This window comes from Luteibacter sp., from assembly GCF_035539195.1.
GTDB lineage: Bacteria > Pseudomonadota > Gammaproteobacteria > Xanthomonadales > Rhodanobacteraceae > Luteibacter.
Genome location: NZ_DATLIW010000002.1, coordinates 38,407 through 57,544, shown reverse-complemented (window position 1 = coordinate 57,544; position 19,138 = coordinate 38,407). Strand labels below are relative to the sequence as shown.

12 protein-coding genes are annotated in these 19,138 nt (G+C 67.1%); 9 read left to right on the top strand and 3 right to left on the bottom strand.

Translation table 11 applies throughout. The features are described 5' to 3' along the window. Positions 1 to 77 precede the first annotated feature (77 nt). On the top strand, positions 78 to 1,841 hold the full coding sequence (gene argS, locus VM621_RS00515) for an arginine--tRNA ligase (RefSeq protein WP_325467038.1): 1,764 nt from the start codon (positions 78 to 80) through the stop codon (positions 1,839 to 1,841). 101 nt (positions 1,842 to 1,942) lie between these two features. Here the strand turns inward: argS and VM621_RS00510 are convergent, their stop codons facing one another. Beyond that, a complete protein-coding gene (locus tag VM621_RS00510) occupies positions 1,943 to 2,284 on the bottom strand; it encodes a carboxymuconolactone decarboxylase family protein (protein ID WP_325467037.1) in 342 nt (113 codons plus the stop codon). A gap of 245 nt (positions 2,285 to 2,529) precedes the next feature. On the opposite strand from VM621_RS00510, the gene VM621_RS00505 reads away from it, so the two are divergent. The 3 genes from VM621_RS00505 to VM621_RS00495 all read left to right on the top strand — a co-directional run bounded on the left by VM621_RS00505 (position 2,530) and on the right by VM621_RS00495 (position 4,695). Continuing rightward, positions 2,530 to 3,147 (top strand): OmpW/AlkL family protein, encoded by a 618-nt coding sequence (locus tag VM621_RS00505; protein ID WP_325467036.1) that lies wholly within the window; start codon positions 2,530 to 2,532, stop codon positions 3,145 to 3,147. Positions 3,148 to 3,236: 89 nt separating this feature from the next. Further along, a complete protein-coding gene (locus tag VM621_RS00500; protein WP_325467035.1) occupies positions 3,237 to 4,157 on the top strand; it encodes an AraC family transcriptional regulator in 921 nt (306 codons plus the stop codon). Between the two features lie 70 nt (positions 4,158 to 4,227). Further along, positions 4,228 to 4,695 (top strand): DUF1203 domain-containing protein, encoded by a 468-nt coding sequence (locus tag VM621_RS00495; RefSeq protein WP_325467034.1) that lies wholly within the window; start codon positions 4,228 to 4,230, stop codon positions 4,693 to 4,695. 30 nt (positions 4,696 to 4,725) lie between these two features. Here the strand turns inward: VM621_RS00495 and VM621_RS00490 are convergent, their stop codons facing one another. Continuing rightward, entirely contained in the window at positions 4,726 to 5,484 is a 759-nt protein-coding gene (locus VM621_RS00490; protein WP_325467033.1) for a TIGR02117 family protein, read from the bottom strand. Between the two features lie 21 nt (positions 5,485 to 5,505). Continuing rightward, positions 5,506 to 8,409 (bottom strand): TonB-dependent receptor, encoded by a 2,904-nt coding sequence (locus tag VM621_RS00485; protein ID WP_325467032.1) that lies wholly within the window; start codon positions 8,407 to 8,409, stop codon positions 5,506 to 5,508. 191 nt (positions 8,410 to 8,600) lie between these two features. Here VM621_RS00485 and VM621_RS00480 point away from each other — a divergent pair, with 191 nt between their 5' ends. From VM621_RS00480 to VM621_RS00460, 5 genes are all read left to right on the top strand, one after another. Further along, on the top strand, positions 8,601 to 9,290 hold the full coding sequence (locus tag VM621_RS00480; RefSeq protein WP_325467031.1) for a MarC family protein: 690 nt from the start codon (positions 8,601 to 8,603) through the stop codon (positions 9,288 to 9,290). Between the two features lie 49 nt (positions 9,291 to 9,339). Then, a complete protein-coding gene (gene alkB / locus VM621_RS00475) occupies positions 9,340 to 9,993 on the top strand; it encodes a DNA oxidative demethylase AlkB (RefSeq protein WP_325467030.1) in 654 nt (217 codons plus the stop codon). Positions 9,994 to 10,170: 177 nt separating this feature from the next. After that, positions 10,171 to 18,603 (top strand): GH36-type glycosyl hydrolase domain-containing protein, encoded by an 8,433-nt coding sequence (locus tag VM621_RS00470; RefSeq protein ID WP_325467029.1) that lies wholly within the window; start codon positions 10,171 to 10,173, stop codon positions 18,601 to 18,603. Positions 18,604 to 18,677: 74 nt separating this feature from the next. Then, on the top strand, positions 18,678 to 18,914 hold the full coding sequence (locus VM621_RS00465; protein WP_325467028.1) for a hypothetical protein: 237 nt from the start codon (positions 18,678 to 18,680) through the stop codon (positions 18,912 to 18,914). 22 nt (positions 18,915 to 18,936) lie between these two features. Continuing rightward, positions 18,937 to 19,137: a hypothetical protein gene (locus VM621_RS00460; protein ID WP_325467027.1), complete on the top strand. Its 201-nt coding sequence runs from the start codon at positions 18,937 to 18,939 to the stop codon at positions 19,135 to 19,137. Position 19,138: the final 1 nt, after the last annotated feature.

Genomic DNA, 19,138 nt, shown 5'->3' with positions numbered 1-19,138 from the left:
TCCGACGACGTACGACGCGCTGATGCCAGCCGGCGCCGCATGGCGCGCGCCCGTGCCAATCGTTTACGGAGAAGTCCATGTTCCTGCCCCTGGCGTCGCAGATCGACGCCTCGCTCGTGAGCGCGTTCGAGAGCCTCGGCCTGCCTGTCGCCCTGGCTCGCGCCCAGCCGTCCACACGACCCGAATTCGGCGATTTCCAATGCAACGCGGCCCTGGTCCTCGCGCGCGAGCTTGGCCGGCCGCCGCGCGCCGTTGCCGAGGACATCGCCGGCCAGCTTCGACAACTGCCGATGTTCTCGACGGTGGAGATCGCCGGTCCGGGCTTCGTCAACCTGACCCTGGCCGGCGCCTTCCTGGCCAGCCTGGCGCGCGGCATGGCCGGCCACGCGCGTCTGGGTATCCCGGAACCAGGCCGTGGCCGCCTGGCGATCCTCGATTTCGGCGGGCCCAACGTCGCCAAACCCTTGCACGTCGGGCACCTCCGCTCGCTGGTGCTCGGGGAAAGCCTGCGTCGTGTCCATGCGGCCCTGGGCTGGCGGACACTGGGCGACGCGCACCTGGGCGATTGGGGTCTGCAGATGGGAATGCTGAGCGCCGCGATACGCCGGCGCGATCCCTCGCTACCGTTTTTCCGCGGTCGAATGGCGCATGAGGCCTTGCCGGCGGTCGCGCCAGTGAACCTCGATGAGCTGGAACGGCTCTATCCCGAAGCAGCGGCGGCCTGCCGGACAGATCCCGCGCGCATGGCCGAGGCGCGCGCCGATACCGCGGCCCTGCAGGCCGGCGATCCGGGTCTGCTTGCCTTATGGCATTCGCTGCGTGCATTGAGCCTGGCCTCGCAGGTAGCCGATTTTCGCGAACTCGGCGTCGTTTTCGACAGGCTCGATGGCGAGAGCGATGTGCGCGATGCCATCGCTCCGCTGGTCGAGCGGCTTCGCGCCAGTGGCATCGCGAGGGAAAGCGAGGGCGCGCTGGTGATCGACGTGGCCGCGCCGGAAGACGCGTTCGCGGTGCCGCCTCTGCTGCTCGCCAAACGCGATGGCGCGGCGCTGTATGCAACGACCGATCTGGCAACGCTGGAAGCGCGGGCCGCGCAGGCCGGCCTTGCGCGCGTCGTGTACGTCGTCGACCAGCGACAGGCGCTGCACTTCGAGCAAGTGTTCCGCGCGGCGGCGAAAGCCGGAATCGCCGCCGGCGTCGAGTTGATCCACGTCGGCTTCGGCACGGTGAACGGACGCGATGGAAGGCCGTTCAAGACGCGTGACGGGGGTGTCGCCCGGCTTACGGATCTGCTCGACGAAGCCGTGGCGAAGGCCGTCGAGCGGATCGAAGGGTCCGGTTACGGGGCGGGTCTTGACGGTGCGGGCAAGCTGGCCCTGGCCCGGCGTATCGGAATCGGCGCGGTGAAGTTCGCCGACCTCTCCGGTGACCGGCTGTCGGGGTACGTGTTCGATGTCGAGCGGCTCGTGGCCTTCGAAGGGCGTACCGGGCCCTACCTGCAATATGCCTGCGTGCGGTTGCGGTCGTTGTTGGCCAAGGCTGGCGGTAGCGCGGCTGAGCCGGGTGTTCCCCAGGCCGATAGCGAACGGGCACTGGTCATGGCCTGCCTGGGCCTGGGCGATGCCGTGGCCGAAGCGGCGCGCCTGATGCAGCCGGGGGTGATCGCGGAGTACGCCTTCGGAGTGGCGCAACGGTTCAGTCGGTTCTATGCGGCGTGCCCGGTGCTGGTCGAGCCCGACGTTGGCGTTCGCACCACGCGATTGGGGTTTTGCCTGCTTGCGTTGCGTGTGCTGGAGAAGGCGCTGTTCCTGCTCGCGATCGAGGTGCCGGAGCGGATGTAGCGGTGTCGCAGGCGATTCGGCGGCAGCGGCAGCGGCAGCGGCGAAGGTTTTCCAGGACCCATCGCCGCTGAAGCGGCTCCCACAAGGGGCGGGGGCTTGGGTCAGGCTTTCGAGTAGGCTTCGGTGGCGTCCATGACGCGGGCGGAATAGACCAGCGCCGCGCCGGCGTTGAGGGCGATGGCGACACCGAGGGCTTCGCCGATCTCCTCGCGGGTGGCACCGTGCTTGAGGGCTTCGGCGGTGTGCACCGTGATACAACCGTCGCAACGGGTGGTGACGGCAACGGCCAGGGCGATGAGTTCGCGCGTCTTGGCGTCGAGGTGATTCGTCTTGGCACCGGCGCCGGAAAGGGTCTGGTAACCCTTGATCGTATCGGGGCTGAGCTTGGCGATTTCTGCGATACGCGGGCCGAGTTCGGCGCGATATTCAGGCCAGTTGAGCATGGGATGATCCTCCGGTCGATCCGGCGGCACGAGATTGTACCGTCGGTAGGAAGATGATGGCCCTGGTCCGTGCGCCGGGAAATACGCGAAACGATCTAGTTCTGGCTCGTGCGTCTCACGCTCTGCCGCGCGGGGCATCCACGGCAGATTGTCGCGTCGACACGACATTCCCCACGCGACGCCTTCCGAATTCTTAACCTGTGCGCATCCGGTCATTACCGACGCAAGCAGGTCAGGAGTTCGACGTGTATCACTTCAAGAAGTTCATCGTTGCCGGCGCCCTGTGCGCCGCTCCCGTTGGCGGCGCCATCGCGCAGAGCGTGGAATCGCCGTGGATCGTGCACGTCGGCGTGCATGTGGTCGATCCGAAGTCGAACACGGGCGACCTGGCCGGCATGTCGGCGAGCACCACGCGGAGCATGCGTCCCTCGGTCAGTATCGAGTACGTGTTGACACCGTCGTGGAGCATCGAGGCGCTGGCGGCATTGCCGTTTCATCACGACGTTCGTCTGGACGGCCAGCGCGCCGCGAGCGTGAAGCAGTTGCCGCCGGTCGTCGGCGTCAACTACCACTTCCTTGCCGGGCAGAAGGTGTCGCCGTTCGTCGGTGTCGGCGTCAACTACACGCACTTCTTCGACGCCAAGGGTCGCAACGTCCTGCAAGGCACCAGGGTGAGCCTCGACGATAGCTGGGGTATCGCATGGCACGGTGGCGTCGACATCGCGCTCGATACGCGTTGGACGGTGACCGCCGACGTGCGCTGGATCGATATCGACTCCAAGGTGAAGGTTGGCGGCACCGATGTCGGTACCGCCCACATCGATCCCTGGGTGTACGGGGTGAGCGTCGGCTATCGGTTCTGACGGTTCTTCGCAGAGCGATGAAGAAAGCGTTGCCGAGGCGCCTGAGAGGATGAATACTCATATCACTCGATGAATGGCGCGAACGTCTCATGGATGCGTTGACCCGCGTGCTCGACCTCGCCCAGGTGCAGGGCACCCTCGATCTTCGCTGCCAGTTGGCCGGCGGGTTCAGCCTCGACCATGTCGATGCCGAACCGGGCGAGGCGCCCTTCCATCTGGTCCTCGGTGGCAGCGCGGCGATGGAGTTGCCCGGACACACCGTGGTGATGGAGCCGGGCGACTTGCTGATACTGCCCAGGGGAACCCGTCACCGCGTTCATGACCTGCGCGGACGGGATGTGACGACGACCATGTCGCTCGACCATGTCGGCCCGTTCAGCATCAAGCGAAACACCGACGGCGAGCCCGAACTGGACCTGCTCTGCGGTCGTTTCACCTTCGCGCCCGACGCAGGCCGGTTGCTGTTCGGCGCCTTGCCGGAGGTGCTTCATGTGAGGCTCGGCGGCGAGCACGGGATCGACGCGCTTTCCGGTATCGTCGCCATGTTCCGCAACGAGGTGGCGCGCATGGAGCCGGGCGCGCTGGCCGTGGTGACATCGTTGACGCAGGCCTTGTTCGTCTTCGCGTTACGGGCGCAGCTTCGTGACGGGATCATGCCGCCGTCGCTGCTCGGGCTGATGGTCGATCCGCGGCTCAGCCGCGCGTTGCTCGCCATGCTGCGCGAGCCCGAACGTGACTGGACCGTCGCGGCGCTCGCGGAGCAGGCGGCGATGTCGCGTGCCACGTTCGCGCGGCATTTCGAAGCACGCGGAGACCTTGCACCTCACGAAGTGCTGACCCTGCTGCGCATGCATCTCGCGGCCGATCTGCTGCGTCGTGGCGGACTCACGGCTGGCGCCGTGGCCGATCGTGTCGGCTATCGGTCGGAATCCGCCTTCGGCAAGGCCTTTACGCGCGTGATGGGCAGCACGCCGGCGCGCTTTCGTCGCGAAGGCCGGGCGTCGGACTGACGCAAGATCCGGATGGTGGGGTGCGCCGCATCGGCGGAGCATGGCCTCATACCCCCCACGGAGCCACGCCATGTCTTTTCGCATCACCGGTATCGATCCGAAGCCCTTCACCTCGCTCTACGGGCTGAACGAGCAACAGCTCGCCAAGCGTGGCGTGATCCGCGTCGTCGCCGAGAACGATACGGGTTACCCCGAACGTATCGAGCTGCGCAACGCACGCCGTGGCGAGGCCTTGCTCCTGCTCAACCATACGCACCAGCCGGCCAGCTCGCCGTATCGCTCGAGCCATGCGATCTTCATCCGCGAAGGGGCGACCGAAGCCTGCGCGGTGAGTGACGAGGTACCCGAGGTACTGCGCACCCGTATGCTTTCGCTACGCGGTTTCGACGAGCGCGACCACATCGCCAGCGCGGTGCTTGTCGACGGTAAGCAGTTGGACGAAGCGATCGAACGGATGTTCGCGATGTCGTCGGTGCGTTACGCGCATGCGCATTACGCCGCCTACGGCTGCTACGCCGCGCGCATCGACCGCGCCTGAGCGGCGCGAACTCGCCAAAGGAGCGTCAGCCTAGGGGCTTGCGACGACGCTGCCCCGCAACTGCCAGAACAGGGCTTTGTCGAACGGCGACCAGACCGGTGCCCGCACGCCGGCCGCGGCGAGCGCATTTCGCGTCCACTGGTTGCAGGTGACGAAGAGACTGTAGCGGCCATTGGCTTCGTAGAAGGCGTCGTTCACATCGTAGTGATGGCCGGGGATCCACACCGAGGCGCCTGCATCGTCGACGGCGACGCTGCGGCGGATGAACGCCACGAGCCTGGCATAGGCTGCCGGTGTCACGGTGAGTCGCAGGGCCGTCGGGTCGCCGGCCGGTGCCGGACCGTACTCGACGTGCATCGCGGCAGCGTCGCGCCCGACGATGGCCTTGAGCGCCGTCGATGCGCCGAGGTCGCGCCATTGGGGCACATCGAGGAAGAATGTGCGATCGCCCCAGCCGAGGGTCACGTAGTCGTCGGCAACCGCATCCTTGCCGTGCGCGTTGTGCACCGGCGGGAACAGCGTCGTCCAGTCCATCGTCGCGTGCCTGGCCGGCAGCGCCAGGCCCGCATGAACGCCGTTGGTCGTCAGCCAGACCGTCACGCCATCGCTGGCAGGTTGCCAGTGCCGGTTCGTCGGAACGGCGCCGAGGACGAGGGCGGCGGCGAGATAGACGAGGGGGGCGAGGATGCACACGCCGACGATCGTCCAGACCAGACGCCGCAGGGGCGAGGGCCGGACGATGTCGGGGCCGGAACGGTGGTCCTTGAGCATGGCTGGAGGGTATAACACGACCTCCCGGACCGGTCGTTATCAGAGCTTGTAGTTCAGCCCGAACATCATGGTGCGACCATACGTGTCGTACTCCAGCGGCCGGGCGATCTTAAGGTTGTTCGGCAGCGAGGCGATCTGCTGGGTCTTCATCGGCGAGTTGGTCAGGTTGTTGACCTGGAACAGGACCGACAAGCCGCTCCAGCGTCCTTCGGTGAAGGCGTAGCCGAGCTGCAAGTCGGTCTGCTTGTCGGCCAGGACCTGCGTGTAACCGAGCTGGTCGAACAAGGCGACGGCCTCGCCGGTGAACGAGGAGCGATAGCGCTCGGCGATGCGCGCCGACCAGCCATGCTTTTCGTAGTAGAACGCGAGGTTAGCCACCTTGCGCGACAGGCCGGGCAGGGTGGACGGGCTGCCCGGAATGGTCGACACCGCGCTCACCGGCAGTGAACTGTTGGTCAGCGAGAAATTGGCCTGCACGCCGAAGCCGTCGAGCGCATGTGCCAGCAGGCCGCCTTCGAAGGAGCCGGACAGCTCCAGCCCCTGCATCCTGCCGCCCGTGCCGTTCTCCGGCCGGGTGAACGAGCCGATCGTGCTGGTGGGCGTGAGCGTCGGCGTGTCGTTGGTGTAGCGCGAGAAGTCGTAGTCGAGCGTGGTTTCGTTGTAGATGTAGTTGAGCAGGTTCTTGTTGAACACGGCCGCGGCGACATAGCTCGCCGTACCGAAATACTTCTCCCACGAAAGATCCGCGCCTACCGCGATATACGGTTTCAGTTTCGGATTGCCGCCGCTGCCGGACCACAGCACCTGACCGGCGCCGGGACCATCCGTGACCAGCGCGACGCCGGCCGAGGTGGCCACCTTCTCGTCGTCGATGCGACCGCGTGCCATGGTCTTGGCCAGGCCGAAACGCAGGTACTGCTTGTCGGACACTTCGGCGACGAGGTTCAGGCTGGGCAGGACCTTGGTGTAGTTCGTGCCGTCGGCGATGCGCCCGACCAGTACGTTGCCGTTGGTCTGCAGGGCTGCGGAGGACTGCAGCGTCCGCACTGCCTGCACGCCCATGTTTCCGCGTAGCGGGATGTCGCCCAGCATCGTGTCGATGTTGAACTTCAGGTACACGACCGGCACCTTCTCGCGCACCGTGTAGTTGCGGCTCCAGTCGCCCTGCGCATTCCGCTCGGTGAGGTAGTACTGGTTCTCCAACGCCCGCAGCACGTTGTAGTTCACGATGCCGGGGATACCGCCGTAGCCGAGATCGGTGATCCCGCGAAGCGAGGACGGATCGATCGGTGCGGCGAAGCCGGGCAGGTAATCGGTGGATGTCGAACCGTTGCCGTTGAGCCAGGCGAACAGCACGTCGGCCTGCTTGGTCTTCTCGCGATCGGAGTAGTTCACGCCGACGTTGAAGTCGCTGAAAATCCAGCCCACCGGATGGCTGATCTCCAGGCGAACGGCCTTGATCGTATCGCGCTGCTTGTCGTATTCCTCGCGGCCGTCGTAGCCGTAGTTGTTCGGATCGGTGAAGTTTACCGCCGAGGTATCCGACCAGTCCGTGCCTGGCGAGAAGTCGGGAAAGCCTTCGTCGCGCTTGATCTGGAAATCGGTCGACGACGTCGCCTGGCCCGGCAGGCCGGCGAACAGGTAGGCGTCGTGCAGGCGCTTCTTCGCGCTGGAATAGGAGAGGTCGGCGGTGGCGTTCCAGCCGTTGCCGAAGTCGTACTGGTTGTTCCAGCCCACCGAGAACAGCTTGTCGCGTTCCTTGGTGTACTCGTTCTGCAGGACCGTTTTCAGGCCGTCGATATGACCCGAGGTGACGATCGGATAGGGCTGTGCCGGCACCTGGCCGATGTTCGAGTAGGAGACGTTGTCATACGGACTGCTCGACCACTGCGCGCCGTTGAGGTACGTCTTCTGATCGAACGTGGAGTAGTAGAGGTCGAGCGTGGAATGGTAGTGATCGTCGGGCGCCCACTCGAGCACGGTCATCAGGCCGTTGCGCAACTGGCTTTCGGATTTGGCGCGCAACTGGGCGCCTTCCTGGGAGAGGACGTCGTCGGGCAGGCCCGGCGTGTGCGGCGCGCCCCACTGCCCCTCGGCACCGTTGGGACCGTTGTTGTTGCTCCACCACCAGGCCTGGTACTGCTTTTCCTGAACCGGCGAGTCGAGCTGTGCAAAGCCGACGGCCAGGCCGAGTGTGTGATCGAAGAACTGGTCGATATACGAGAAGCTGGCGCGGTGGCCGGCGTCGCCGACACCGGTGCCGTGGTTGAGGCTGCCGTTGGACGTGTTCTCGCCGCGCAGGTTGGCGGCGAAGGTGCGCTGTGGCAGGTCGAGCGGTTTGATCGTGTGCAGATCCACCGTACCGGAAAGGCCCTGGCCGATCAGGCTGGCGTCCGGTGTCTTGTAGACGGCGGCGCCGCTGATGAGTTCCGACGGGTACTGGTCGAAGTCCACGCCACGGTTCTCGCCGATGGTGGCCTGCTCCCGGCCGTTCAGCGTGGTCCCGGCGAAGTCGGGCGAAAGGCCGCGAATCGAGATCTGGTTGGCGCGGCCATCCACGCGCTGGGTCGCCAGGCCGGAGAGGCGGGCGAGGCTCTCCGCGATGCTGCTGTCCGGCAGCTTGCCGATGTCCTCGGCGGAGATCGCCTCGATGATGTTGTCGGAGGTCTGCTTCGCCTTCAGCGAGTTCTGGATACTGCCCTGGATACCGGTGACGACAATGGCGTCGAGGTTGCTCGCGGCGTCCGGGTTGGCGGCGCGCTTGTCCGCGTCCTTGGCAGGCTTTGCCGGTTTTGTGGACGGCGTCTCACTTTGCGGCGCGGCCGCCGGCGACGACTGCTCCTGCGCGGCGGCGTTGCCCCCGGAGAGCAGGAGGAAGGCCGCGGCACAGGCCAGGGCCAATGGGCGGGGCTGCAGAGCGGGCGCGGTAAGACACGGCGTCATGCGTCGGCGATTCATCGGTATCCCTGCGTTCAATGATGGAACGACGCGCCCCCTGACGCACCGGCGGCGAGGATGATCGAAGTGACACGAATCTGTCATCCTGCGTCGCAGCACGCGGCAAAGCTGCAATCCGTACGGCGGACAAGCTGCGATCCTCCCGGCCATCGTTCCTTGGAAACCCTGGAGTGCCCATGTGGGAAGAGCTGACCAAGACCGTCCTGTTGATCGTCGCAAGCCTGTTTCCGATCGTGAATCCGCCCGCATCCGCGTTCATGGCGATCAGCATCGTGCCGCACGCGACCGACGCCGAGCGTGCCGACATGGCGCGCCGCGTCGCCGTGAACAGCTTTGCGCTGCTGCTGGCTTCGCTGCTTGTCGGCGCCTACGTGCTCGGCTTCTTCGGTATCTCGATACCGGTGCTGCGCGTGGCCGGTGGCCTGGTCGTGGCCATGGCCGGCTGGCGCCTGCTCGATGCCCCCGATGACGTCGAGGAAGAGCAGGACAACGAGGCGGCGGCGGTGGATCACCACCATGGCCGGCGCGATCCGTCGTTCTACCCGTTGACACTGCCGCTTACCGTCGGTCCCGGCTCGATTGCCGTGGCCATCGCGCTCGGCACGGGATCGCCGCGGGAAGGACCGACGCTCGTTCACTTCGCCGCGGTGTTCATCGCGCTGGTGGTCATCACGGCGAGCATCTACCTGTGCATGCGCTTCGCCGAGCGGATCGAGCGAGGGCTGGGTACGGCGGGCACACAGGTGGTGATGCGCCTGTTCGCGTTCTTCATCTTCTGCATCGGCTTGCAGATTCTCTGGTTGGGCGCATCGGAGTTGTTCGGGATCGTCGCCAATGCGCCGGCCGCCGCGCACGCGCCACCCTGACCCGGCAGCACCCCGATCCCACTCGGCGAATAGGTGGGACAATGTCGACATGACCGCAGACCTGTTTGCCGATACCCCTGCCAGCGACCGGCGCAACGAGCCGCTCGGCCCGGGCGCCGTCGTGCTCCGCGCGTTCGCGCTGGCGCAGGGCGCGGAACTGGTGTCGGCGATCCACGCGCTTGCCGCGATCTCGCCTTTCCGCCATCTGGTCACGCCCGGCGGCCACACCATGAGCGTGGCGATGACCAACTGCGGCGACGTGGGCTGGGTGAGCGACCGGCGCGGCTACCGTTACGACGCGATCGACCCCGAGACCGGCCAGCCGTGGCCGGCCATGCCCGCGCTGTTCATGCGCCTGGCGGCGGAGGCGGCCGCAGAGGCCGGTTTCCAGCGTTTCGTGCCGGATGCGTGTCTGGTCAACCGCTACGTGACCGGCTCGCGCCTGACCATGCACCAGGATAGGAACGAAAGGCGCGATTCCGAGCCGATCGTGTCCGTGTCGCTCGGCGTGCCCGCCATGTTCCAGTTCGGTGGGCAGGGCAAGGGCGTCACGCCGCTGAAAATCCCCCTGGTCCACGGCGACGTCGTCGTCTGGGGCGGTCCCTCGCGGATGAATTACCACGGCGTGCTGCCGCTGAAGGCCTCGCACCACCCGTTGACGGGCATGGACCGGCTCAACCTGACCTTTCGCACGGCGCGGTAGCGGAGAGCGTAGACTGGGTCGGCGCCCCACACCGGGGCCTCAGCGCCGATCCATGAAACGAGTCCCACCACCCCCGAGGGGCAGGATATAGAGCTTTTCAGGCGCGCACGTATTCATGACGCTCCGGGTCCGGAGCGTGAGCCCGCACTGCGGGCGGAACTTTTCAACGCAGACCAGATGGAGGCCCATGGGCTGGTGCTCGCCAGGCGCCACCAGGTGGCGACGCGACACTCGGCCGAGTGGCTGTTGCCGAGGCTGGCGGATAACGAACGCGTCATCCTGGAGGTCTGCCGCGCACTGATGGCGGCCGGGCGGCGGGGCGCGGGAACGACGCCGGCGGGGGAGTGGTTGCTGGACAACCTCTACCTCATCGAAGAACACATCCGCATTGCCAACAAGGATTTCCCCAAGGGGTACAGCCGCGAACTGGTGCAGTTGGAGGATGGTCCCTCGCGCGGATTGCCACGCGTCTACGACATCGCGCTCGAAGTCATTTCCCATGGGGACGGTCGCATCGACGCGGCCGGCCTCGCGCGCTTCCTGCAGGCCTACCAGTCCGTCGTGCCGCTCAAGCTCGGGGAACTGTGGGCCATCCCGATCATGCTGCGCCTCGCGCTGATCGAGAACCTCCGGCGTATCGCCGCCCGCGTCATGCTCGACAAGGCGCGGCGCCGCCGGGCGACGCGCTGGGCCGATGCGATGACCCGCATGGCGGCGGAAGACCCGAAGAACGTCGTGCTTGTCGTTGCCGACATGGCGCGCTCGTCGCCGGTGATGAGCGCACCCTTCGTCGCCGAGCTCGTCCGCCGCCTGCAAGGGCAGGGGCCCGCCTTGGCCATGCCGTTGGGCTGGGTCGAACAGCGTCTCGCCGAATCGGGCCGCAGCATCGACTATCTCGTGCAGATGGAGTCGCAGCAACAGGCGGCGCATCAGGTGTCGGTCGGCAACAGCATCGGCAGCCTGCGCGCGCTGGTGACCGTCGACTGGCGCGACTTCGTCGAGCATGCCAGCCTGGTCGAGGCCTGCCTGCGCGAGGACCCCGCCGGCATCTACGCGGCGATGGATTTTGCCAGCCGCGATCGCTATCGCCATGTCGTCGAGCGGCTGGCCCGCGCCGGCCACATCGGCGAAGTGGCCACCGCGCGTGCCGCCTTGACGGCAAGCTGTCCCGACCCGGGCGAGCCGCGCGACGGTGCGATCACCCATGTCGGCTACCATCTCGTCGGACCCGGCCTCGCCGCGCTGGAACGTCGCCTTGGCACGCGGCCGACGTTCGCCGCGCGCTGTCGACGCGTGTTCGACCGCGCGCCCTTCGGTTTCTCGCTCGCGGCATTCCTGCTGCTGCTGGCGGGCCTGACCACGGGCCTGGTCGAAAGCGCGTCGTTGCCGGCCGGCTCCGGTTGGGCGGTGGCGGCGCTGGCCTTCGCCGCGCTGATCGTGGCCAGCCAGCTCACGCTGAGCCTGCTCAATCTCGTCGCCGTGCTGGTCACCACGCCCGATCACCTGCCGCGCATGGACTACGCCGAGGGCATTCCGGCGCAGGCGCGCACCCTGGTGGCCGTGCCGACCCTGCTCGGCAGCCCCGCCGATGTCGACGACGTCGTCGAAGCGCTCGAAGTGCGATTCCTCGCCAATCGCGACGAGGTTCTGCACTTCGCCCTGTTGACCGATTTCATGGACGCTGACGCGAAGTCCACGCCCGGCGATGCCGCGATCCTCGAACGCGCCAGTGAACGCATCGCGGCACTCAATGCGAAGTATCCCTCGCCGGACGTCGACCGCTTCTATCTGTTCCATCGCCCGCGCGAATGGAGCGAGACGGAGCAGCGCTGGATCGGTGCCGACCGCAAGCGCGGCAAGCTGGCCGCGATGAATGGCCTGCTTCGGGGCGAGGGTGCCGATCGCTTCCTGCTGATCGTCGGCCGGATCGAGAGCCTGCCGCCGGTGCGGTACGTGATCACGCTGGACACCGATACCCAACTGCCGCGCGACACGGCACACCTGCTCGTCGCGGCGATGGACCATCCGCTGAATCGTCCGGTGTTCGACGAGCGTCGCGGTGTCGTCGTCTCCGGCTACGGCATCATGCAGCCGCGTGTCGGTATCGGCCTGCCGGCCCAGGCACGCTCGGCGTATGCGCGCCTTTACGGTGCCGATGCCGGCATCGACCCCTACACCCGTGCCGTCTCCGACGTTTACCAGGATCTTTTCCACGAGGGCTCGTTCATCGGCAAGGGCATCTACGATGTCGATGCCTTCGAACATGCGCTCGCCGGCCGCCTGCGTGACGAGCGCGTACTGAGTCACGATCTGATCGAAGGCTGTTTCGCGCGCACGGCGCTGCTCAGCGATGTGCTGGTGTTCGAGGAGAATCCCGAACGCTATGTCGACGACAGCATCCGTCGCCATCGCTGGATGCGTGGCGACTGGCAACTGCTGCCCTGGCTGATGCCGACCGTGCCGACGCGCGATGGCTGGCGACGCAACGACCTCGGCAACCTGTCGCGTTGGAAGATCTTCGACAACCTTCGCCGCAGCGTCGGCGCGCCCGCCGCCCTGGCCCTGCTCGTGACGGGCTGGTTGTGGGTGGCGCCGGTCCTGACCTGGACGCTGGCCGTCCTCTCCATGGCCTTCGTGCCGGTGCTCCTGCAGGCCTTGATGGAAGCCGCGCGCAAGCCGCGCGACATCGGCTGGCGACAACATGCGCGCGCATCGCTCGTCGCCACGGGCCAGCATGGACTGCGCCTGGTGCTCTCCATGGCCTGGTTGCCGCACGAGGCCTGGGTAAGCGTCGACGCCGTAGCGCGGTCGTTGTGGCGCATCGCGATCAGTCATCGCCACCTGCTGCAGTGGCGTTCCTCCAGCGAGGTCGAACGCGGCGGCCGGGGCAATCGTGCCGTGCCCTGGCGCGCGCTCTGGGCCGGGCCCGCCGTCGCGGTGGTGCTCGCCCTCCTGCTCGCCGCCGAGCGCCCGATGGTGCTCGCCATCGCGACGCCGGTGCTGCTGCTCTGGTTCTTCTCGCCGGTGTTCGCCTGGTGGGTCAGTCGTCCCGATGTCAGTCATGCCTACGCGCCGAGCGCCGTCGATCGGAGCTTCCTGCGCCAGTTGGCTCGCCGCACCTGGTCGTTCTTCGAGGCGCACGTGGGACCCGACGACCATTGGCTGCCACCGGACAACATACAGCTGACCCCCGATACCCGGGTGGCGCGGCGCACCTCGCCGACCAACATGGGGCTTGGGCTGCTGGCCAGCCTTGCCGCGTACGATTTCGGCTACCTCGGCATCGGTGGCGTCATCCGTCGCACGGCGGCGACGCTGGCGACGATGCATTCGCTCGAGCGCTACCGCGGTCACTTCTACAACTGGTACGACACCGAAACGCTCACGCCGCTGCGACCGCTCTACGTGTCCAGCGTGGATAGCGGCAACCTGGCCGGTCACCTGCTGACGCTCCAGCGCGGGTTGCTCGCGCTGGCGCATGCGCCGGTGTTCCGCGCGACGACGATCGAAGGCTTGCGCGACACGCTCGGCGTGCTCGTGCAACACCTTCACGATGCCGATCGCCCTGCACTCGAAGCGTGGTCCGACGAACTGCGCGACGCCGTCGCTGCCCCGCCGCGTACGATGACCGAGGTGCTTGCCTTCGCGCTGGGGCAGGCCGACCGTCTGTGCCTCGTGGCACCGGCACTCGCGCGCGAGCTTTCCGAGGAGGCGGTGTTCTGGCTTTCGCGGTTGACGGCGCAGTGCGACGACCTGGTGACGGAGGCGGAGCAATGGCAGGGCGACGGTGCGCAGGAAGGCGTGCCGACCCTGTGGCAGCTCGGCCACGCCGACGCTTCCGACACCGCGGTCCGAGCCGCGGCACGCGCCCGGATCGAGGCCCTGGCCGACACCGCTGCGCTGGCCGGCGAGCTGGCCATCATGGATCACGCATTCCTGTACGACGACAACCGCCACCTGATGTCGATCGGCTACGACATCGAGCGGCGCACGCTGGATGTCTCGTTCTACGATCTGCTGGCTTCCGAGGCCCGACTCACCGCCTTCGTGGCGATCGCCCAGGGGCAGATTCCGCAGGAAGCGTGGTTCTCGCTCGGCCGCCTGCTGACGACCACCGGCGGCTCGCCCGTCCTGCTGTCGTGGACGGGATCGATGTTCGAGTACCTGATGCCGATGCTGGTGATGCCGTCCTACGAAGGCAGCCTGCTCGACCAGACCTGTCGTGCGGCCGTCGCCAGGCAGATCGAATACGGTAAGCAGCGCAGCCTTCCCTGGGGCGTATCCGAGTCGGGCTACAACGCGGTAGACGCCCACCATACGTACCAGTACCGGGCCTTCGGCGTGCCCGGGCTGGGTCTCAAGCGCGGCCTCGGCGACGACCTGGTCGTCGCTCCTTACGCCAGCGTGCTTGCGCTCATGGTGGCGCCGGCCGCCGCTAGCGCCAACCTGCGACGCCTTACGGACGCCGGTGTCGCCGGTCGCTTCGGCCTGTACGAAGCCGTCGATTACACGCCATCGCGGCTGCCGCCAGGGCAGGACGCTGTGATCGTGCGCTCGTACATGGCGCACCACCAGGGCATGTCGCTGTTGGCGATCGATCACCTGCTGCTCGGTCAGCCGATGGTGCGGCGCTTCGAATCGGACCCGCACGTCATGGCGACGACGCTGCTCCTGCAGGAGCGCGTGCCGCGCAGCGCGACCGAGTACCTGCACACGGCCGGCCTTGGCGACGACGCCACGGCGCCCTCGACACCGGAAGCGCGTCTGCGCCTGTTCACCGATCCGGATCGTCCTCGTCCTGCCGTGCAGTTGCTCTCCAACGGGCGCTACCACGTCATGGTCAGCAGCGCCGGTGGCGGCTACAGCCGGCGCGACGCGATGGCGGTCACCCGCTGGCGCGAAGACATCACCCGCGATAACCACGGCATGTTCTGCTACGTGCGCGATCCCGAGTCGGGCGATGTGTGGACGACGGCGTACCAACCGGTCGCTCGGCGCACCGAACTGTTCGAGGCGATTTTCTCGGAGTCCCGCGCCGAATTCCGCGTGCGTCAGCGCGGCTTCGAGACCCATGCCGAGATCGTGGTCTCGCCCGAAGACGATATCGAACTGCGCCGCACCCGGGTCACCAATCGCGGGCGGACGCGGCGGACCATCGAACTGACCAGCTATGCGGAAGTGGTGCTGACCGACCCGAACGGAGACATGGCGCATCCGGCTTTCAGCAAGCTCTTCGTCACGACGGAAATCGTCGCGGCGATGCAGGCCCTGCTGTGCGCACGACGTCCACGTTCGGCCGATGAACAGCCGCCATGGATGTGCCACCTGGTGGCGGTGCACGACGCCGACGTGGATGAGATCTCCTACGAAACCGACCGCGCGAGCTTCATCGGTCGTGGGCGCAACACCGCGCAGCCGGCGGCACTCGATGCCGGCGTGCAAAAACTGACCGACACAGCCGGCGCGGTGCTCGATCCCATTGTCGCCATCCGGGTCCGCATCACGCTCGATCCCGAGCAGACGGCGACGCTGGATTTCGTCACCGGTGTGGCGGACACGCGCGACGGCTGCATGCGCCTGATCGAGAAGTATCGCGACCGCCATCTCTCCGATCGCGTGTTCGACCTGGCATGGACCCATAGCCAGGTATCCCTGCGCCAGGCCAACAATACCCTGGCCGACGCGCAGCTCTACGAACACATGGCGACATCGGTGGTCTATCCGAACCTGGCCCTGCGCGCGGAGCCGGCGCTCATCGCCGCCAATGCACGCGGGCAGTCGGGTCTATGGGGACAGGCGGTATCGGGCGACCTGCCGATCGTGCTCCTGCGGATCGGCGATATCGCCCGGCTCGACGTTGCGCGCGACCTCGTGCGCGCGGCGGCGTACTGGCGCCTCCGCGGCCTGGCCGTGGACCTGGTCATCTGGAACGAAGACACGACCGGCTACCGGCAGACCCTGCACGACGCCCTGACCGGCCTGCTCGCCTCCGGCACCGAATCGAACCTGCTCGACCGGCCCGGTGGCGTCTACATTCGCGCGGCGCAGCCGCTCTCCTACGAAGACCGCCTGGTGATGGAAGCCAGCGCGCGCATCGTGGTCGTCGACAGCCTTGGCTCGCTCGCCGAGCAGATGGAGCGCCATCGCCTGGATGCGCGGCCCGCCGCCGCCGAGCCGGCAGCGTGGCCACGGCTCCCGCGTCCCGACATGTCCGCGGCGAAGCCGCCTACCGGTGCCTTTTCGGCCGACGGCAGCGAATACGTCATCGTGCTGGAACCCGGCGCGGAAACGCCGGCCCCCTGGTGCAATGTCATCGCCAATCCGTCCTTTGGCACGGTGGTTTCCGAAAGTGGCGGGGCCTATACCTGGGCCGAGAACGCCCATGGCTGCCGGATCACGCCCTGGCACAACGATCCGGTCGAGGACGCGAGCGGCGAAGCCGTCTACCTGCGCGACGAGGCGAGCGGACGCGCCTGGTCGCCGACCCCATTGCCCATGCGCGGCAAGGGCAGTTACACCACACGGCATGGCTTCGGCTACAGCACGTTCGAGCACGACGAGGAAACGCTGCATTCGAAGCTGGAGACCTTCGTCGCCCTCGATGCGCCGGTGAAGTTCCAGGTCGTCACGGTGACCAACCGCGGCGACGAGGCGCGTCGTCTGTCGATCACCGCCTACGTGGAATGGTTGCTGGGCGATGTGCGCGAGAAGAGTTCGATGCACGTGGTGACCGAGGTCGATCCGATCACCGGTGCGCTCTTCGCACGCAATGCCTATAACAGCGACTTTCCCGGCCGGGTGGCCTTCTTCGACGTCGGCAGCCGCGAGCGTTCGGTCGGCGGCGATCGGACCGAATTCCTCGGCCGTAACGGCCGGATGGACTCGCCGCTGGGCATGCGTCGCCAGGGCTGGAGCAACCGCATCGGCGCCGGACTGGACCCTTGCGGCGTCTTGCGCGTCGCTTTCCTGCTCGAACCCGGCGAATCGCGCGAGATCGTGGTCCGGCTGGGCATGGGCGGCAACGCGACCGAGGCGCGTCAGCTGGTCCAGCGTTTTCGCCTCGATGGCTCGGCCGCGAGGGTGCTCGCCGATGTCCGTGCGCATTGGCGCGGCGTGCTCGGCGTGGTGCAGGCGAGGACACCCGAGCCCGCCATGGATACCATGGCCAACGGCTGGCTGCTTTACCAGACGATCGCCAGCCGGCTGTTCGCACGCAGTGGCTACTACCAGTCCGGCGGTGCCATCGGTTTCCGTGACCAGCTGCAGGATTCCATGGCTACGCAGCACGCGGCGCCGGCGATGGCTCGCGCCCAGATCCTGCTCTGCGCCGCGCATCAGTTCGTCGAAGGCGATGTGCTGCACTGGTGGCATCCGCCGATCGAACGCGGTGTGCGCACCGCCTGCTCGGACGATTACCTGTGGTTGCCCCTGGCCACCAGCCGCTATGTGCACGCAAGCATGGACGCGGGGGTACTGGACGAATCGGTCGAATACCTCGAGGGCCGTCCGCTGCGTCCGGGCGAAGAGTCCTACTACGACCTGCCTCGCCCTTCGGGCATTCGCGCCAGCCTCTACGAGCACTGCGTGCGGGCCATCGAGCACTCCATGCCGCGCGGCCGGAACGGCCTGCCCCTGATGGGCAGCGGCGACTGGAACGACGGCATGAACAAAGTGGGCGAGGGCGGCAAGGGCGAGAGCGTCTGGCTCGGCTTCTTCCTCGTCTACGTGCTGCGCGAGTTCTCGGTCACCGCGCGAGCGCGCGGCGATACGATTTTCGCCGATCGCTGCGCGGCCGAGGTGGTCGCGCTCTCCGCGGCCCTCGAGGCACATGCCTGGGACGGCGAGTGGTACCGCCGTGCCTGGTTCGACGACGGTACGCCGCTGGGCTCGGCGGTCAACGACGAATGCCGTATCGACGCGATCGCGCAGAGCTGGTCGGTGTTGTCCGACGTGGCGGGGGACGCGCGTCGATCCCAGGCCATGGCCTCGCTCGATGCCCATCTCGTGCAGGACGACGTCGGCCTGATCCGCCTGCTCGACCCGCCGTTCGACCGCTCGGCCATGGACCCCGGTTACATCAAGGGCTACGTCCCGGGCGTGCGCGAGAACGGCGGGCAGTACACGCACGCCGCCGTGTGGGCCGCGATGGCCTTCGCCCATATGGGCCGTCACGATCGTGCGTGGGAACTGGCGCGCATGATCAATCCGGGTAGCCATACCGGCGACGCCGAGGCGGTGCAGCGCTACAAGATCGAACCCTACGTGCTGGCGGCGGACGTGTACTCGGTGGCTCCGCATGTCGGCCGTGGCGGCTGGAGCTGGTACACCGGCTCGGCCGGCTGGATGTACCGGTTGCTGGTCGAGTCCTTGCTGGGACTGAGCCTGCAGGAAGGCCAGCTGCGCATTCGTCCTCGTGTACCGACCTCGTGGGCGGGTTACAGCTTGCGCTATGTGTTCGGCCATTCGACCTACGAGATCGATCTCCGGCCGGCGCGAGACGGCGAAACGGCCGGCCTGCTGCTGGACGGCAGATCGATCGACGGCGATTGCCTGCCGTTGCGCGACGACGCTACGGAGCACAAGGTGCATGTGGTGTACCCACGAACCTAACGCCAGGGTAACGCCGCGGGGCGCAGCCTCGCCCATGGCGGCGCGCTTCGCGGCGTCCACGGGAGAAACGAGCCATGAGCGCGATTTCCAAGGATCGACCGTCCTACCTCGAGACCCGGCGCTCGCTGCTCGAGGCGTACGACATCGCAGCGGCCACCCATCCGGCCGCTTGTGCGATACGCGAAATCAACGAGAAGGGTGAGTGCCTGCCGCTCACCGCAAGGCAGCTGAGGCGACGCCAATCCGTCGCCGCGCCCGATTCGGTGATCAGCGAACCGGAGCACTTCCCGCCGCGAACCTCGCGGCAATGACGAACGGCCTTCGAGGTCCACGATGAGCAGCCCGTTCCAGAGCATCAACCAGCGCATCATCGACGATCTGCGGAAAAGCCGCGGCGAGGTGCCGACCGAGTACGTGCCCAAACCGGCGCCATCCAAACGCGACGCCGACGACGAAGCGGCCGACGAGGCCTATTCCAGCGAAGGGCGCCCCGAAGACGATGTACCGTTCGAGGCGCCCGAGGACGATGGCTGAT

Excerpts from the sequence above, each read along its gene's own strand:
- argS (WP_325467038.1), top strand. The coding sequence starts at position 78 with ATGTTCCTGCCCCTGGCGTCGCAGATCGACGCCTCGCTCGTGAGCGCG.
- VM621_RS00510 (WP_325467037.1), bottom strand. The coding sequence starts at position 2,284 with ATGCTCAACTGGCCTGAATATCGCGCCGAACTCGGCCCGCGTATCGCA.
- VM621_RS00500 (WP_325467035.1), top strand. The coding sequence starts at position 3,237 with ATGGATGCGTTGACCCGCGTGCTCGACCTCGCCCAGGTGCAGGGCACC.
- VM621_RS00495 (WP_325467034.1), top strand. The coding sequence starts at position 4,228 with ATGTCTTTTCGCATCACCGGTATCGATCCGAAGCCCTTCACCTCGCTC.
- VM621_RS00485 (WP_325467032.1), bottom strand. The coding sequence starts at position 8,409 with ATGACGCCGTGTCTTACCGCGCCCGCTCTGCAGCCCCGCCCATTGGCC.
- VM621_RS00480 (WP_325467031.1), top strand. The coding sequence starts at position 8,601 with ATGTGGGAAGAGCTGACCAAGACCGTCCTGTTGATCGTCGCAAGCCTG.
- alkB (WP_325467030.1), top strand. The coding sequence starts at position 9,340 with ATGACCGCAGACCTGTTTGCCGATACCCCTGCCAGCGACCGGCGCAAC.
- VM621_RS00470 (WP_325467029.1), top strand. The coding sequence starts at position 10,171 with ATGGAGGCCCATGGGCTGGTGCTCGCCAGGCGCCACCAGGTGGCGACG.
- VM621_RS00465 (WP_325467028.1), top strand. The coding sequence starts at position 18,678 with ATGAGCGCGATTTCCAAGGATCGACCGTCCTACCTCGAGACCCGGCGC.
- VM621_RS00460 (WP_325467027.1), top strand. The coding sequence starts at position 18,937 with ATGAGCAGCCCGTTCCAGAGCATCAACCAGCGCATCATCGACGATCTG.